Raw genomic sequence first — 17,706 nt, forward strand, 5'->3', positions numbered from 1 at the left:
AATTTGTCTGGCGGCAATAGCGCGGTGGTCCCACCTGACCCCATGCCGAACTCAGTAGTGAAACGCCGTAGCGCCGATGGTAGTGTGGGGTCTCCCCATGTGAGAGTAGGGAACTGCCAGACATTAATTAAAGTCTTATTGATGATCTCTTTAGAGACAATGATAAGCAGCCGAAAGGCGAAAGAATAAGTGGAGCGGTAGTTCAGTTGGTTAGAATACCTGCCTGTCACGCAGGGGGTCGCGGGTTCGAGTCCCGTCCGTTCCGCCACTTAATTTAGGGGCGTAGTTCAATTGGTAGAGCACCGGTCTCCAAAACCGGGTGTTGGGAGTTCGAGTCTCTCCGCCCCTGCCAGTTACCAATTAAGTAATAATAAAAGAAGTATCTATTGATAACCCGATTATATTAATCGGGTTTTTCTTTATCTAAATTTTACTCATTTCATTCAATTTACTTCCTCGTTATTTATTCTATTAACCCTTCTATCATTTACTTCATTTCTTTTTCAATAAAAAAACATATTGTTAGCTTACTTATTAGATTATTGCTCTTTGTGCTGAGTATTAATGAAATATATTTATTAAATAATGCTTATTTGAATAGTTACTCGTTATATCTATATATTTGAATGGACATGACAGAATTAATCTCCCTGAGATCGAGCTTATTAAGACTGAAATAAATATTATAATTCATCAAAATATAGGGGGTAGATTTTTTAAAATGCACTGGTTTAGGATGTGAACTGATGGTTTTAGACATTAAAATATGAACTGTAATATATTGTATTATAAGAAATAATAAAAAATACTAGTCATAATTTTCTGATATTAAAAATTTTTAAAGAATGTACTCGTGTATTCCGACCAAGGCAGTCAATATACCAGTCATGATTAGAATGCTTTTTTAAAGCAGGACTGATTGGATGTTAGTATGAGCTGTAGAGGAAATTATCGTGACACGTGGTTGCAAAACGTTTTTTCAATTGATGAAAAAGAGAATGAAAGATTTATTCCTCTCAAGAAGAAGGGCGTATGGATATCTTTGAATATATCGAGATCTTCTACAACATAAAATGTAGGCATGGTTCCGATAATCAATAATCACCTGTAGAGTATGAAAAAGTCATGGTGAAAAGTTAATTAGTGTCTGCTGAGTTGATTGTTATGCAATCCGCTAGAAAATGAGTGAAAGATCACTCATCTTTGGATGGTTCGATTAGTAACTGTGCATTTTTTATAGGTACTTTAATTAATTGATTAATGAGTGCTTGTTGATCATTTTTTTGCAGCCAAACCGCATATAACGGCTTAATAATTACGGTTTCTGAGAGCGTTTTTAAGCCAGGATATTGGACAACCCAATGTTCAGGTAAAAACGTCGCTGAGAGCGATACAGAAAGTAATTGACGTGCTATATGAGCAGATGTCGTGATCATCACTGGAGTATCATCTTGTGCTAATACTGATTCATTTTTAGGATGAAAATCAGCACCCCATTCAAGTTTTATATAATTATATTTGGTTAGCGCAATATTTTTTTGTGAAGCCATTAATTGTAATTCAATTGAACCTATTATGGTGCTTTCAAATTCATCCATTTTAGGTGGCTCAGTGGCTATTAATAAATCTAATTCTCTTGAGTGCAGCTGTTTTACGAGTGATTGACGAGTTGAAACTCTTGCTTCCAATCGTAATTCATCATGCTGATTATAAAGCTCTTCAACCCAGTCTGTCAGGTAACCTTCCCATAGGGAGGCAGTCGCACCGATTGAGAGCTCAGTGTGCTGAGATGCGTGAGATATTTCTTTTTTAGCTTGTAGCCATGTATTCATTAAAGATTCGGCATAAGGAACTAGGCGCTCACCCGCCGGTGTTAATCGAATATTATTACGGTGTCGCGTAAATAAGCTTGTACCAAGTTGAGTCTCTAATTGGCGGATACGAAAGCTAACAGCAGACTGTGTCAAATAGAGTGATTCTGCGGCTCTACCGAAGTGTCTGGTTCTACTGACTTCTAAAAAAGTTTTCAATAACTCACTATCCACGCGTATCTCCAATTATTTTTGTCGTGATGATTTAAATGTTTTGTTTTACAGATTGTCTATGCTGTCTAATACTCCGCGCCATATAGAGTTGACTGTAATAAGTTAGGAGTGTGTCAGATGGCAGATAGCTTCATCACGACTAATCGTTTTTTCGATAACAAACATTATCCACGTGGTTTTTCTCGTCATGGTGATTTCACCATCAAAGAGGCTCAGTTGTTAGAGCGCCACGGCCAAGCTTTTAATGAGCTTGATTTAGGTAAACGTCCAGCACAGACAGATGAAGAGAAACTTTTCGTTGCTGTTTGTCGCGGTGAACGTGAACCTGCTACCCCTGAAGAAAAAGTTTGGGCAAAATATACTAGTCGTATTAATCGTCCAAAACGCTTTCATACGTTATCTGGTGGTAAACCACAGATAGATCCATCGGAAGACTATACCGATTCTGACGATTAGTTTTAACGTCGGAATGATTAAGAGGGACTTCGGTCCCTTTATTTATTCCAGATGCTCATGCGTCGTCTTTTTCAGCTTATTTTGCTCAGCTTACTTGTTTTTGCAAATGAAGCAATAGCTTATCCATCGCCCTATAGCCTAGCGCTTCCAATAAATGTGCCCGTTCAATGTGTCTTGATGCATTAAGATCGGCAATAGTTCTAGAAACTCTTAGTATCCTATGCCATGCACGTATAGAAAGTCCTAGTTTATTGAGTGCATGTTCTAAAAACAATGCATCTTCTGTACTGAGCTTACAAAATATTGTCGTTTCTCTTGATGTTAGCTGACTATTAATTTTTCCTATTCTTTCAATTTGTTTATTTCTTGCAGCAATTACTCTTATGCGTATTTGTTCACTTGTTTCGCCTTGATTTGTTTGATGACTTAATGTACCTAAAGGAAGTAAAGGTAGTTCAATTGAAAGATCGAATCTATCTAGAAAAGGTCCTGAAATACGAGAAAGATAACGTAAAATCTTGGCTGGAGAAGAGCGGCTTATTTCACCTTGGTAATGCCCTGTTGGACTTGGATTTAATGCTGCGATAAGTTGAAAGTTAGAGGGGAAACAAACCTTCGCTTTTGCTCGGGAAATGATGACTTTTCTTGATTCTAATGGTTCACGTAATGCATCTAGTACTGAGCGGCTAAATTCAGGTAATTCGTCTAAAAATAAAATGCCATGATGGGCAAGAGATATCTCTCCAGGCTTCGGAAGGCTTCCTCCTCCGATAAGCGCAGCAACAGATGCGCTGTGATGCGGGCTTCTAAATGGTCTTGCTGGCCAGTTTGGGTCTTCTGTTAAAGTATGAGTTAAACTATGTAGTGATGCGACCTCTAAGGCTTCTTGCGGTGTTAATGAGGGTAATAAAGTCATTAATCTACTAGCTAGCATTGTTTTTCCTGTACCTGGTGGGCCTAGTAGTAATAAATTATGACCTCCAGAGGCACAAATCTCTAATGCTCTTTTTCCTTGTTCTTGACCAATAATATCATTGATATCATGCTCATAGTTAGGAGGATGGGGCGATTTTGAAAAGTATTGATTACTAACTAAGTCTGTTTTTTTATGTAAAAAATGACAAAGTTCAAGCAAAGTTGATGAGAATTTTACGCTGTTAGCAGGCAATAAATTTAATTGATGTTGATTTTCAACGGAAAGAATTAGAAGCCTATTTTGAGTGAGCGCGGCTTGTGCAGCAGGAATAGAACCATTTACATGACGAATAAAGCCAGATAATGCAAGTTCACCCAAAAACTCATGTTGATTCAATGCGTCATGTGGGATTTGTCCTGATGATGCTAAGATTGCAATAGCAATCGCAAGGTCGTAGCGGCCGCTTTCTTTTGGTAGATCGGCTGGGGCTAAATTAATGGTCATTTTTTTAGCTGGGTATTCAAAACCGCTGTTAAGTAATGCGCTCCGAACTCTATCTCTCGCTTCTTTTACCGCAGTTTCGGGTAAGCCAACTAAAGTTAACCCTGGGAGGCCGTTGCTAATATGCGCTTCAACGGTAACTAGTGGTGCATCCATTCCAATTGAAGCTCTGGTATAAACGATAGCAAGTGTCATAAATTTTCTCATTGAATACACAGAGTAATATTCTGTGAGAAATTAGTTAACTTTCATCCTGTATACTTTATTTTTGCGAAGCTACTCGACAATTTAATTGTTAAATTTAAAAACTATTTAATTTCTTGCGAAGCGCTTCGTAATGCGTTTTTATCAGCATTGATATGATTTTTTATTTATTGGAATATTGGATGCGTGATGAAACTAAAGAGAAAAAATAATGATTAAATAATGTTTTTATTGGATAAAGCGCGAAATATTGAGTTGGTTTATATTGCTGAGCATGTGATTATCGGCAGGTCTGATTGTTTGTTTTTTCATAAAATGGTGGTTTATTATGTTGTTTTGTTTGTAATTAATTGATTTTTATTGAAATAAACATTTAGAAAATAAATAAAATAAATAAAAGTTGTCAAATGATTTTTAAAATGATAACTCTTTAATAAAGATAACGAATAATGTTGAAAAAGATACCGTTTATGAACGCATTTATCCAAGCAGTTAGCCTAATTATTATTAGCGTGGTGGTGATTATTATCCCACCGTGCGGGGCTGCACTTGGACGACGAAAGCTGAAATAATAGCTAAATCTTACGAGAACCCCGCACCGAAAGGCGCGGGGTTTTTTTTGACATAAATGTTTATCAAAATAAAAAATTTCACAAAAAATAAAATAAATACAAACAAATAAAGTAATCGACAGACAGGAGCAGAGCATGAACGGAGCACAGTGGTTAGTTCAGGCATTACGAACGCAAGGGGTTGATACTGTTTTTGGGTATCCTGGTGGGGCTATCATGCCTGTTTACGATGCATTGTACGATGGTGGTGTTGAACATTTACTATGTCGCCATGAGCAAGGCGCTGTCATTGCTGCAATTGGCTACGCACGTTCAACAGGCAAAACGGGCGTTTGTATCGCGACTTCAGGACCCGGAGCGACCAATGTTATTACAGGCCTTGCCGATGCATTGTTAGATTCTGTGCCTGTTGTTGCTATTACGGGGCAAGTTGCTTCAGACTTTATCGGAACTGACGCCTTTCAGGAAGTGGACGTTTTAGGTTTGTCTCTTGCCTGTACTAAGCATAGTTTTTTAGTTGATTCGATAGAAGATTTACCTCGCATCCTTGCTGAAGCTTTCGCAATCGCAAATAGTGGGCGTCCTGGACCTGTACTGATTGATATTCCGAAAGATATTCAACTACAACATGCAGAACTATCTCCTTATCTGATGCCTGTTGAACAAGATATAGCAATAGCAACTGATGAAATTCAGCAGGCAAGAATGCTGTTAGAGCAATCAGAAAAACCAATGTTATACATTGGTGGTGGTGTTGGTATGTCTGGAGCGATTAAAGAATTAAGAGCCTTTATTGATTATACGGGCATTCCTTCAGTTGTTACGCTCAAAGGGTTAGGTGCCGTGACACCTTCGGATGATAACTACTTGGGCATGCTAGGTATGCACGGGACTAAAGCCGCTAATATCTCGGTGCAGCGTTGTGATTTGTTGATAGCCGTAGGCGCGCGTTTTGATGATAGGGTAACCGGTAAGCTAAATACCTTTGCACCAAATGCCAAAGTTATTCACATCGATATAGATCACGTTGAATTAGATAAATTACGTCAAACACATGTGGCTTTGTTAGGGGATGCGAAAGCACTACTACCTGAATTAATGTTAAGAAAGTCCATTTCTCATTGGCAGCAGGAAGTCCAGCAGCTGAAAAAAGAGTTTGGTTGGCGCTATGATCATCCCGGCGAGCTTATTTATGCGCCTTTGTTATTAAAACAACTCGCCGACAAAATGAAACCGAATACTGTTGTGACGACAGACGTAGGGCAACACCAAATGTGGTCAGCGCAACATATTACTGTTGATGGCCCTGAAAATTTTTTAACATCAAGTGGCCTTGGAACGATGGGATTTGGTGTTCCAGCTGCGATTGGCGCACAAGTTGCCAGACCGCAAGATACGGTTGTTTGTGTCTCTGGTGATGGTTCTTTTATGATGAATGTTCAAGAGCTTGGCACCATTAAGCGTAAAAAACTGCCTGTTAAGATCCTATTGTTAGATAACCAACGTTTAGGTATGGTTCGTCAATGGCAAGAGTTATTTTTTGAACAGCGTTATAGTGAAACTATTTTGACTGATAACCCCGATTTTGTGGCATTGGCAAGTGCGTTTGATATCCCAGGACGTCGTATTACCTGCAAATCAGAAGTAGATGGGGCATTAGATGAATTGCTTAATAGCGACGGCGCATTTTTATTACAGGTATCAATTAATGAATTAGAAAACGTCTGGCCATTGGTTCCACCAGGGGCGAGTAATGAAAAAATGATGGAGAAACCGTTATGATGCAACATCAACTCTCAATATTAGCCCGTTTCCGTCCTGAGGTTTTAGAGCGTATATTACGTGTTACACGCCATCGTGGATTTCGTATAAATGCTATGAATATGGGCCAATCGGCAGATGGCGATAATGTGAATATAGAGCTTACTGTAAGTAGCCAGAGACCGTTAACACAGCTTTGCGCACAGTTAACTAAACTGGCAGACATTACAGAAGTTGAAATACTACAACAAGAATCACGACTATTACGCACACAAAGTGCAATGTAAGGAAATAAATAAAATGACTAAGAAAGCTGACTTTATTTGGTTTAACGGTGAAATGACGCCATGGGCTGATGCAAAAGTTCACGTAATGTCTCACGCACTGCATTATGGGACATCAGTATTTGAAGGCGTACGTTGCTATGACTCACATAAAGGTCCGGTGGTCTTTCGTCATCGTGAGCATATGCAACGTTTGCGTGATTCTGCAAAAATTTACCGCATGCCTGTCAGCTATAGTGTTGAAGAATTAATGGAAGCTTGTCGTAAAACATTGCGTGAAAATAACTTAGTCAGTGCTTATATTCGCCCTTTAGTTTTTGTAGGTGATGTTGGTATGGGTGTTAATCCACCAGATGGTTACAGTACTGATGTGATCATGGCTGCATTCCCATGGGGTGCATATTTAGGTGAAGATGCATTAGACCAAGGTATTGATGCTATGGTCTCTTCTTGGAATCGTGTGGCACCAAATACTATCCCTACTGGTGCAAAAGCGGGTGGTAATTACTTGTCATCTTTACTTGTTGGTAGCGAAGCTCGTCGCCATGGTTATCAAGAAGGTATTGCATTAGATGTGCATGGTTATTTATCTGAAGGTGCGGGTGAAAATATATTTGAAGTCAAAGATGGTATTTTATTTACACCGCCATTTACGTCATCCGCATTACCTGGGATCACTCGTGATGCAATTTTGACTCTAGCAAAAGATATGGGAATTGAAGTTCGTGAGCAAACATTGTCTCGTGAGTCTCTTTATCTTGCTGATGAAGTTTTCATGACCGGAACTGCTGCTGAGATAACGCCTGTACGCAGTGTCGATGGTATCGAAGTGGGTATCGGTCGCTGTGGTCCAGTAACGAAAAAAATCCAACAAGCATTCTTTGGTTTATTTGACGGTACAACAGAAGATAAATGGGGCTGGTTAGATCCAATTAACCCTCAATAACGAATAATACATACCCGTCATACTTCAAATTGCAGGGGTGTTGGTTATAGTCACTTGCTGATTACCTGCAATTATAATTATTTTGGGTACAAACTGATTTACAGGCGGTCGTTCCCCGCCTGTTTTAAACTCGGGAGTAAAGATATGCCTAAGTACCGTTCAGCAACAACCACTCATGGTCGCAACATGGCTGGTGCTCGCGCATTATGGCGTGCGACAGGTATGACTGATGATGATTTTGGAAAACCAATTATTGCAGTTGTTAACTCATTCACTCAGTTCGTTCCAGGGCATGTTCACTTACGTGACTTAGGTAGGCTAGTCGCAGAACATATTGAAAATTCAGGTGGCGTTGCAAAAGAGTTCAACACTATCGCTGTTGATGATGGTATTGCGATGGGGCATGGCGGAATGCTGTACTCCTTACCTTCCCGTGAATTGATTGCTGACTCCGTTGAATACATGGTTAATGCGCATTGTGCTGATGCGATGGTCTGTATTTCGAACTGCGATAAAATTACCCCAGGTATGTTGATGGCAGCTTTACGCCTGAATATTCCTGTTATCTTTGTATCGGGTGGCCCGATGGAAGCGGGTAAAACTAAGCTTTCAGATCAAATTATTAAGTTGGATTTAGTTGATGCAATGATCCAAGGGGCAAACCCGAATGTTAGCGATGAAGTCAGTGACCAAATTGAGCGTTCAGCTTGTCCAACGTGTGGCTCCTGCTCGGGTATGTTTACTGCAAACTCAATGAACTGTTTGACTGAGGCGCTTGGGCTATCACAACCAGGGAATGGCTCATTGCTAGCGACTCATTCTGATCGTGAAATGTTGTTTATCAACGCGGGTAAACGCATTGTTGAACTTACAAAACGTTATTACGAAAAAGATGATGAAAGTGCATTACCGCGTAATATTGCTAATAAGTCTGCGTTTGAAAATGCAATGACGTTGGATATTGCGATGGGTGGCTCAACCAATACCGTTTTACACTTATTGGCGGCAGCACAAGAAGCAGAAATTGATTTCACGATGGATGATATCGATCGCCTATCTCGCAAAGTTCCACATTTGTGCAAAGTTGCACCAAGTACGCAAAAATATCACATGGAAGATGTGCATCGCGCTGGTGGTGTTATTGGTATTTTGGGTGAGCTCAGCCGTGCTGGTTTATTACAAGAAGATGTGACTAATATTTTAGGACTGACTTTCCAAGAAATGTTAGCCCAATATGATGTCATGTTGACTAAAGATGACGCAGTGAAATCTATGTTTTCTGCGGGTCCAGCGGGTATTCGTACGACGAAAGCATTCTCTCAAAGTTGTCGTTGGCCATCGCTGGATACAGACCGTGAAAATGGGTGTATTCGCAACCTTGAACATGCTTATAGTTTAGATGGTGGTTTGGCTATTTTGTCGGGTAATATTGCGGAAAATGGCTGTATTGTTAAAACTGCGGGTGTTGATGAAGGCAGTTTAACATTCAGAGGTCCAGCGAAAGTTTTTGAAAGCCAAGATGATGCGGTTGATGCTGTTCTTGGTGGCAAAATAGTGGAAGGCGATGTGGTCGTTATCCGCTACGAAGGGCCAAAAGGTGGCCCAGGTATGCAGGAAATGCTTTACCCAACGTCTTACCTGAAATCTATGGGACTCGGCAAGAGTTGTGCGTTGATCACTGATGGACGTTTCTCTGGTGGTAGTTCAGGGCTTTCTATTGGACATATTTCACCAGAAGCGGCAAGTGGTGGCTTATTAGCTTTAGTTCAAGACGGTGACATTATTGATATCGATATTCCGAAAAGAACAATGGCACTAGTAGTTAGCGAAGATGAGCTAACAAAACGTCGTGATGCGGAACTTGCTCGTGGTGAAAAAGCGTATACCCCTCGTAATCGTCAACGTGAAGTTTCTTTTGCATTGCGTGCTTATGCTTCTTTGGCGACCAGTGCGGATAAAGGCGCTGTACGCGATAAATCGAAGCTAGGAGGCTGATTGTGGCAGCAGCAAAACCGTTACCAGTAGCTCCTTCAGGGGCGGATTACTTGAAAGCGGCGCTAAGCGCGCCGGTTTATGAAGTGGCGACGGTTACGCCACTCCAAAAAATGGAAAAATTATCTTTGCGTTTGGGTAACACTGTTTTAGTCAAACGTGAAGATAGACAGCCTGTTCATAGTTTTAAACTACGTGGTGCATATGCCATGATTGCTAGCTTAACGGAAGAGCAAAAAGCAAAAGGCGTGGTGACGGCCTCTGCCGGTAATCATGCACAAGGTGTTGCGCTATCAGCTCAGCGTGTTGGTATTAATGCTAAAATTGTGATGCCAACGGCGACAGCCGACATTAAAGTTGATGCCGTTCGTAGCTTTGGTGGCGAAGCCATTTTGTATGGTGCTAATTTTGATGAAGCAAAAGCAAAAGCGATAGCCATGGCAGAGGAGGAAGGTTACACCTTTGTGCCACCTTTTGATCATCCTTTAGTCATTGCAGGGCAAGCGACAATTGCCCTTGAATTATTACAACAAGACGCACATTTGGATCGTATTTTTATTCCTGTTGGTGGCGGTGGGTTAATCGCAGGTGTGGCTGTATTAATTAAACATCTAATGCCTGAAATTAAAATCATTGGTGTTGAAGCCGAAGATTCTGCGTGCTTAAAGGCAGCATTAGAGGCAGGGCATCCTGTTGATTTACCTAGAGTCGGTTTATTTGCCGAAGGTGTTGCGGTAAAGCGCATTGGCGATGAAACCTTTAGGATATGTCAGCAGTATGTTGATGATGTGATTACGGTTGATAGTGACTCTATTTGTGCTGCATTGAAAGATATTTTTGAAGATGTTCGGGCAATTGCAGAGCCATCAGGCGCAATTGCTCTCGCTGGATTAAAAAAATATGTTCAGCAACACAACATTAAAGGCGAACGTCTTGCGCATATTCTTTCTGGCGCAAATATGAATTTTCATGGGTTGCGTTATATTTCTGAGCGTTGTGAGCTTGGAGAGCAAAGAGAAGCTCTATTGGCCGTCACTATTCCTGAGAAAAAAGGCAGTTTTTTACGATTCTGTCAGCTCTTAGGTCACCGCTTAATTACAGAATTTAATTATCGTTACACGGATGCAGCACCGGATCGCGCTTGTATTTTTGTTGGTGTTCGTTTGAATGGCGGTGAAAATGAGCGGCTTGAGATTATTCAAGAATTACAGAATAATGGCTATGAAGTTGCTGATTTGTCAGATGATGAAATGGCGAAGCTTCATGTCCGTTATATGATTGGTGGTCGTCCGTCGAAGCCTTTAGAAGAAAGATTATATAGTTTTGAATTCCCAGAGTCTCCAGGGGCGTTATTGAAGTTTTTAGAGACCTTGGGAACGCATTGGAATATTACGTTATTTCATTATCGCAGTCATGGTACTGATTATGGTCGCGTATTGGCTGCATTTGAGCTTTCGGGCCCTGAGGTACGTTTTGATAGACATCTTGATGCTCTTGGTTATGAGCATCATGATGAAACGGGAAATCCGTCATTCCGCTTCTTTTTAGCCCCGCAAGATGATCCCAAAGCCTTAGATTAGGTGTTCTGGGAGTAATTCCCAAAATGCTTTTATCAGTGGTTCGTTTAGGCGTTTGCTTAGTAGGCAGACGCCAAGCTCAAATGGTTCGACCATCGAAATATTTTCTAATTGGCAGATCCGGCTACGAACAGGCTCTGGGCTATTATCGACAACAACACTGGGTATTAATGCGATACCACAGCCAAGCGCTACCATCGATACAATGGCTTCGTGTCCGGATACCGTAGCGTATATGACCGGGTTATTGATGTTATGGCGGCGAAACCATAGCTCGATACGTTTACGTGATGGTCCATGCTCTGGCAGGATAAAAGGCACAGTTGACCAATCAGGTTTTTCTTCCATGACCATGGTACGTACCGCGCAAGGTAGCGATGGTGCGATCAGCACTAATGGAATTTCTCCAATTTTAGTGAAACTCACATTATCAGGGAGTCGTTCTGGTTTACCCGCAATACCCAGATCGGCCTCTTTCGTTTCAATTTTTTCAACTGCATCAGCGGCATCACCAGTGGTCAGTTTTATTTCAACCAAAGGATGCAAAGCACGAAATTTGTCGAGCACTTGGGGTAAATGACTATAAGCCGCTGTAACCGAGCAAAAAAGTCGTAACTCACCACTCAAAGAGGGACTTTGTTGGTTGAGTACATGTTGTAATTGTTGATACTGTAATAAAGTCTGCTGAGCAAATTGCTTAAGGTGATCACCTGCTTGCGTTAATTTTACTGAGCGGTTATCGCGAATAAATAATGGATGCCCCAATTGTTCCTCAAGCCGCTGTATTTGCCGTGATAGCGTTGAAGGGCTGATATACATGGCTTTCGATGTACGGCCAAAATGGCAGCTCTCGGCTAAATGCAAAAATAGCTTTAAATCTCGGATATCCATTTGTACCTCAAGTGACCGTAATTATCGTTATTGCGATTTATGCAACATTGTATTGTTAATATATCAATTTAAGCAATGTGATTCTTCGCATATAGTAACTTTATAGCAGCTCAATAATGAGCAACAGATTAATAAATTATCTGACATAACAAATACAACAGAACACTACTGAACAATGGAGTACGACAATGGCGAATTATTTCAACACATTGAATTTGCGCGAGCAGTTAGCGCAATTAGGTAAATGCCGTTTCATGAGCCGCGAAGAATTTGCGGATGAAGCTGGTTATCTGAAAGGTAAAAAAATCGTCATCGTCGGTTGTGGTGCTCAAGGCCTAAATCAAGGTCTAAATATGCGCGACTCAGGTTTGGATATTGCTTATGCATTACGCGCAGAAGCAATTAGCGAAAAACGCGCTTCATGGCGTAAAGCGACAGAAAATGGTTTTAAAGTTGGCACCTATGAAGAACTGATCCCAGAAGCGGATTTAGTGGTTAACTTAACGCCAGACAAACAACATTCTACCGTTGTTCGTGCTGTTCAGCCTATGATGAAACAAGGTGCTGCACTGGGTTACTCCCATGGTTTTAACATTGTTGAAGTTGGCGAAGAGATTCGTAAAGATATTACTGTTGTGATGGTTGCACCGAAATGTCCAGGTACTGAAGTTCGTGAAGAGTATAAACGCGGCTTTGGTGTTCCAACGTTGATTGCAGTTCACCCAGAGAATGACCCTCAAGGTGAAGGTATGGCTATCGCTAAAGCATGGGCCGCAGCGACAGGTGGTCATCGTGCTGGTGTTCTGGAATCGTCATTTGTTGCTGAAGTTAAATCTGACTTGATGGGCGAGCAAACCATTCTGTGTGGTATGTTGCAAGCCGGCGCTTTACTGAGCTATGACAAAATGGTTGCAGACGGTGTAGAACCAGGTTATGCAGGTAAATTGATTCAATTCGGTTGGGAAACAATTACCGAAGCACTGAAACAAGGCGGTATCACGCTGATGATGGATCGTTTATCTAATCCAGCAAAAGCACGCGCATATGCATTATCTGAACAATTAAAAACTATTTTGGCACCGTTGTTCCATAAACATATGGACGACATCATTTCTGGTGAGTTTTCATCAAAAATGATGGCTGACTGGGCTAATGATGATAAAAACTTACTGACATGGCGTGAAGAGACAGGTAATTCTGCATTTGAAAATTATCCAGACTATGACGGTAAAATTCCTGAACAAGAATATTTTGACCACGGTGTACTGTTAGTTGCGATGGTTAAAGCGGGTGTTGAATTAGCATTTGATACTATGTTAGAAGCCGGTATCCTTGAAGAATCAGCTTATTATGAGTCATTGCATGAGCTGCCATTGATTGCTAACACTATTGCTCGTAAGCGTTTATATGAAATGAACGTTGTTATTTCAGATACTGCAGAATATGGTAACTATTTGTTCTCATTCGCAGCGGTACCGATGTTAAAAGAATTTATGACAAAAGTACAAGCGGGTGACTTAGCTAAGCCTGTTGCAGATAACGGAACTGATAATGCGCAGTTGCGTGATATCAATGAAGCTATCCGTAATCACCCAATTGAGGCCATCGGTAAGACTTTACGCGGGTATATGATGGATATGAAGAAGATTTCTGTCGGCAATTAATTATCCTTCTCCTTTCACGTTCTAGGGGTGTCAGCTTCTTAAGATTACCCAAGTCACATACTTTTGTATGCTCCTTGGGATAATCTTATTTGCTTCCTACCTAGAACGCGAAATGCTTTGGATAATCAGCGTATTTTTTATGAGAATAGTTTAGAAAAATATATTGATGTAATAAAAGAATAAAACAAAACCACATGATTCTGATGAATGATGTGGTTTTTTGCCGTTATAGGGGATCGTTACTCAAGAGTTGGCTGGGTTTCTGCTACAATCTGTAGCGAGTTCCATTTTGACTAACTAAGTGATGTAGAGAAGCCATGCGATTAAACCCAAGCCAACAACAGGCAGTTGAATTTGTGGAAGGCCCATGCCTTGTGTTAGCAGGGGCTGGTTCAGGTAAGACTAGAGTTATTACCAATAAAATTGCGCATCTTATTCGTCAATGTGGTTATCAGCCTCGTCAAATTGCGGCTGTGACCTTTACGAATAAAGCGGCTCGCGAAATGAAAGAGCGAGTGGCACAAACATTGGGTAAAAAAGAGGCGCGTGGGTTAATTATTTCGACTTTTCATACATTAGGCTTGGAAATTATTAAGCGTGAATATAAAGCGCTGGGGATCAAAGCTAATTTTTCCCTATTTGATGATCAAGACCAAATGGCGCTGTTGAAAGAGCTAACATTTGATTTACTTGAAGAAGATAAAGATTTATTGAAACAGCTAATAACAGCTATTTCAAATTGGAAGAATGATCTGATTTCACCGCAACAAGTGGTTGGGCAAGCTCGAGGTGAGAAAGAGCAACATTTTGCTGAATGTTATCGTCGTTATGAGTTGCATTTAAAAAGCTGTAATGTTCTTGATTTTGACGATCTGATTAGCAAACCAACATTATTGCTATATCAGAACGAAGAGGTTCGTGAACGTTGGCAGCAAAAAATTCGTTATTTGCTGGTGGATGAATATCAAGATACCAATACTAGTCAGTATCAATTAGTCAAATTATTGGTTGGTCAACGTGCAAGATTTACGGTTGTGGGTGATGACGATCAATCAATCTATTCATGGCGAGGTGCTCGACCACAAAATCTCGTTTTGCTTAGCCAAGACTTTCCTAAGCTTAATGTGATTAAGTTAGAACAAAATTACCGGTCATCAGAGCGTATTTTGAAAGCGGCAAATATTCTTATTGCTAATAATCCTCATGTTTTTGAAAAGAAGCTTTTTTCTGAGCTAGGTTATGGGGCACCATTAAAAGTCCTAACCGCAAATAATGAAGATCATGAAGCGGAAAGGGTAATTGGCGAATTAATTGCACATCATTTTATTAATAAAACTGAATATAAAGATTACGCTATTTTGTATCGAGGTAATCATCAATCACGTATTTTTGAAAAAATGCTGATGCAAAACCGGATACCGTATCGCATTTCTGGGGGAACTTCTTTTTTCTCTCGGCCTGAAATTAAAGACTTACTTGCTTATTTGCGAGTGCTGACTAACCCAGAAGATGATAGTGCGTTTTTGCGCATTGTGAATACACCACGCCGTGAAATTGGTCCTAAAACAATTCAAAAATTAGGTGAATGGGCAAATCAACGAGGTAAAAGTCTCTATCAAGCCAGTTTTGATCTAGGTTTAGAGCAAACTTTAAAAGGCAAAGGTCTCGAGTCTCTTCAGAAATTTACCCATTGGATGGATGACATTGTTAAAATGTCAGAACGAGAACCCTTATTTGCTGTTCGTGATTTATTGCGCGAAATGGATTATGAAAGCTGGTTGTATGAAACGTCAACTAGCACTAAAGCAGCTGAAATGCGAATGAAAAACGTCAATCAATTATTTTCGTGGATGGGTGAAATGATTGAAGGAGACGAATTAAATGATCCAATGTCCCTGACTCAAATTGTGACCCGTTTTACATTGCGAGATATGATGGAGCGAGGGGAAGATGATGAGGATTCCGATCAAGTTCAATTGATGACATTACATGCTTCTAAAGGATTAGAGTTTCCGTATGTATTTTTGGTTGGCATGGAAGAAGGGCTTCTTCCTCATCAAAGTAGTATCGATGAAAATAATATTGATGAAGAGCGGCGATTAGCTTATGTCGGGATCACTCGTGCACAGCGAGAGCTATTTTTTACCCATTGTCGTGAACGTCGTCAATATGGTGAATTAATTCGTCCTGAATTAAGCCGTTTTTTGCTTGAATTACCGCAAGATGATCTTGAATGGGAACAGCAACGTAAAGTCGTGAGCGCGGAGGAGCGAATGCAAAAAGGACAATCTGCGTTAGCGGATATTAAGGCGCGATTAGGATTAAAAAAAGCCGGTGATTAGGTCAAATTGATTTCACGCTAAGTTAACCTTAGCGTGAAATGGGATTAACTATTAGAACTATTGCGTTCTTCGAGCTCTAACGTCCAGTTTACATAGCTTTGCCACTGAACCTCTTGTTGCAAATTTTCAGCACGTAAAGGGTACTCAGTTAACCAACGGTAAGGCAACATAATGGTGAGAATGTGAGAGTTCACATTCAGTCTCAATGCTGGCAAAGTGTCATCACGTCTACGGCTCGCGAAAATAATCGCTAATCTGAGTAAGCGACACAAATCATAGGTTTGCTGTATTGGCAGTGCATTTTGTTGGCTAAGAGAGGCGAGATCTACAGGCCCTTGCTGATTTTTTAATAGAGCAGCAAGTAAGCGTTTTTGAGCGGGAGTGAATCCGGGTAAATCAAGATGCGTGATTAAATAACTCGCATGTTCAGGCCCTTGGCGAAAATCAACACTCAGGCCAATTTCATGCAATGCACAAGCGCTCAATAATAAATCTCGACAGCGGGGTTCTAAATTCCAATCTTTTGCAACTTGTAGATAAAAATGTTCTGCGAGTTGGCTAACACGACCAGCTTGTTCGATATCAACTTGAAAGCGACGTTGGATATTACGCAATGTACGAGCTCGAATATCTTGCTCGATAGGCAGTTCAAGCATGCCATATACTAAGCCTTCACGTAAAGCGCCGCCAGCAAGTGTCATATTATCAATATCGAGTGCTTCAAAAATGGCGATTAAAATCGATAGGCCACTTGGAAATACAAGTGCACGTTCAAAAGTAAGCCCTTCAATTTCAAGTTCTTCCAGTTTATGACACTGTATTGCTTTACGCTTAAGATGTTGCAGTTTAGAGAGTGTAATAAGCTCATCCATGCCTTGTGCAATCATGATCTCTTGAATCGCTTGAACAGTACCTGATGCCCCTACACAAATTTTCCACCCGTGAGTTTTTAAGGCATCAGCGATAGGCGCAATCACATTCAATGCAGCGGCTTGTGCCTGTGCAAAGTTTTCTTCTGTTAGCGTCCTATCACTAAAATAACGTTCAAGCCATGTTACACAGCCCATTTCAAGGCTATAAAGCTGCTGTGCTTTTGCACCTAAGCCCGTAACAAGCTCTGTACTGCCACCACCAATATCGACAACTAAGCGTTGGTCTGGACCGCCAGTGGTGTGTGCAACACCTTGGTAAATTAAGCGCGCTTCTTCTTCTCCCCGAATAACTTTGACGGGATTGGCAAGGATTTCGCTGGCTTTTTCGATAAAAATATCTGCATTCTTTGCTAAACGTAATGTCGCAGTGGCGACAACACGGATTTGAGCACGAGGAATATCCTGTAAGAGCTCAGAAAAAAGACGCAGACATTGCCAGCCTCGCTCCATCGCTTGCTCTGATAGCTGGTTATTTTTATCTAACCCAGCAGCAAGGCGAACTTTACGTTTGACCCTGGAAATTATCTGAATACTGCCTGCCGATTCGCGAACAACTAACATATGAAAACTGTTTGAACCTAAATCGATTGCAGCATAAAGAGAAGAAGATTTCAGCATATTAT

General features: G+C 40.7%; 13 protein-coding genes, 2 tRNA genes, 1 rRNA gene and 1 pseudogene. 13 read left to right on the top strand and 4 right to left on the bottom strand.

What is annotated here, in order from left to right; all coding sequences use genetic code 11:
• Positions 1-6 precede the first annotated feature (6 nt).
• The 4 genes and pseudogenes from rrf to AAZR93_RS09175 form a co-directional block, all read left to right on the top strand.
• Positions 7-122: ribosomal RNA gene (gene rrf / locus AAZR93_RS09160) — 5S ribosomal RNA — on the top strand.
• 69 nt (positions 123-191) lie between these two features.
• Positions 192-268, top strand: a tRNA-Asp gene (locus AAZR93_RS09165).
• Positions 269-276: 8 nt separating this feature from the next.
• A tRNA-Trp gene (locus AAZR93_RS09170) sits at positions 277-352 on the top strand.
• A 486-nt stretch (positions 353-838) separates the two neighbouring features.
• Positions 839-1,101 (top strand): annotated as a pseudogene (locus AAZR93_RS09175) (IS3 family transposase); the annotation flags it as partial.
• Positions 1,102-1,193: 92 nt separating this feature from the next.
• Here AAZR93_RS09175 and hdfR read toward each other — a convergent pair.
• Positions 1,194-2,051, bottom strand: a complete 858-nt coding sequence (gene hdfR / locus AAZR93_RS09180; protein ID WP_434719981.1) for an HTH-type transcriptional regulator HdfR — start codon at positions 2,049-2,051, stop codon at positions 1,194-1,196.
• A gap of 111 nt (positions 2,052-2,162) precedes the next feature.
• On the opposite strand from hdfR, the gene AAZR93_RS09185 reads away from it, so the two are divergent.
• The gene (locus AAZR93_RS09185; protein ID WP_294104418.1) at positions 2,163-2,501 is read left to right on the top strand and encodes a DUF413 domain-containing protein; all 339 of its coding nucleotides are present in this window, start codon (positions 2,163-2,165) and stop codon (positions 2,499-2,501) included.
• Between the two features lie 85 nt (positions 2,502-2,586).
• Here the strand turns inward: AAZR93_RS09185 and AAZR93_RS09190 are convergent, their stop codons facing one another.
• Complete coding sequence (locus AAZR93_RS09190; protein ID WP_434719661.1) at positions 2,587-4,113, bottom strand: YifB family Mg chelatase-like AAA ATPase; 1,527 nt, start codon at positions 4,111-4,113, stop codon at positions 2,587-2,589.
• Positions 4,114-4,592: 479 nt separating this feature from the next.
• Between AAZR93_RS09190 and ilvL the strand changes: the two genes are divergently transcribed.
• The 6 genes from ilvL to ilvA all read left to right on the top strand — a co-directional run bounded on the left by ilvL (position 4,593) and on the right by ilvA (position 11,257).
• The gene (gene ilvL / locus AAZR93_RS09195) at positions 4,593-4,694 is read left to right on the top strand and encodes an ilv operon leader peptide (RefSeq protein ID WP_073890001.1); all 102 of its coding nucleotides are present in this window, start codon (positions 4,593-4,595) and stop codon (positions 4,692-4,694) included.
• Between the two features lie 135 nt (positions 4,695-4,829).
• Positions 4,830-6,476: an acetolactate synthase 2 catalytic subunit gene (gene ilvG / locus AAZR93_RS09200; RefSeq protein ID WP_434719662.1), complete on the top strand. Its 1,647-nt coding sequence runs from the start codon at positions 4,830-4,832 to the stop codon at positions 6,474-6,476.
• Positions 6,473-6,742 (top strand): acetolactate synthase 2 small subunit, encoded by a 270-nt coding sequence (gene ilvM / locus AAZR93_RS09205; protein ID WP_294104407.1) that lies wholly within the window; start codon positions 6,473-6,475, stop codon positions 6,740-6,742. The genes ilvG and ilvM overlap by 4 nt, the downstream gene beginning before the upstream one ends.
• Before the next feature lie 13 nt (positions 6,743-6,755).
• Entirely contained in the window at positions 6,756-7,685 is a 930-nt protein-coding gene (locus AAZR93_RS09210) for a branched-chain amino acid transaminase (protein WP_294104405.1), read from the top strand.
• 144 nt (positions 7,686-7,829) lie between these two features.
• The gene (ilvD, locus tag AAZR93_RS09215) at positions 7,830-9,680 is read left to right on the top strand and encodes a dihydroxy-acid dehydratase (protein WP_336429418.1); all 1,851 of its coding nucleotides are present in this window, start codon (positions 7,830-7,832) and stop codon (positions 9,678-9,680) included.
• 2 nt (positions 9,681-9,682) lie between these two features.
• A complete protein-coding gene (gene ilvA / locus AAZR93_RS09220) occupies positions 9,683-11,257 on the top strand; it encodes a threonine ammonia-lyase, biosynthetic (RefSeq protein ID WP_434719663.1) in 1,575 nt (524 codons plus the stop codon).
• On the opposite strand, the gene ilvY is transcribed toward ilvA, so the two are convergent.
• Positions 11,249-12,145: an HTH-type transcriptional activator IlvY gene (gene ilvY, locus AAZR93_RS09225; protein WP_434719664.1), complete on the bottom strand. Its 897-nt coding sequence runs from the start codon at positions 12,143-12,145 to the stop codon at positions 11,249-11,251. The two genes, ilvA and ilvY, sit on opposite strands and share 9 nt — an antisense overlap.
• 188 nt (positions 12,146-12,333) lie before the next feature.
• Here ilvY and ilvC point away from each other — a divergent pair, with 188 nt between their 5' ends.
• Positions 12,334-13,809, top strand: a complete 1,476-nt coding sequence (gene ilvC / locus AAZR93_RS09230) for a ketol-acid reductoisomerase (protein WP_434719665.1) — start codon at positions 12,334-12,336, stop codon at positions 13,807-13,809.
• Positions 13,810-14,126: 317 nt separating this feature from the next.
• Complete coding sequence (rep, locus tag AAZR93_RS09235) at positions 14,127-16,151, top strand: DNA helicase Rep (protein WP_434719666.1); 2,025 nt, start codon at positions 14,127-14,129, stop codon at positions 16,149-16,151.
• 44 nt (positions 16,152-16,195) lie between these two features.
• Here rep and gppA read toward each other — a convergent pair whose 3' ends face one another.
• A complete protein-coding gene (gppA, locus tag AAZR93_RS09240) occupies positions 16,196-17,701 on the bottom strand; it encodes a guanosine-5'-triphosphate,3'-diphosphate diphosphatase (RefSeq protein WP_336429414.1) in 1,506 nt (501 codons plus the stop codon).
• Positions 17,702-17,706: the final 5 nt, after the last annotated feature.

The sequence above is a fragment of the Providencia sp. Je.9.19 genome, from assembly GCF_051129765.1.
GTDB lineage: Bacteria > Pseudomonadota > Gammaproteobacteria > Enterobacterales > Enterobacteriaceae > Providencia.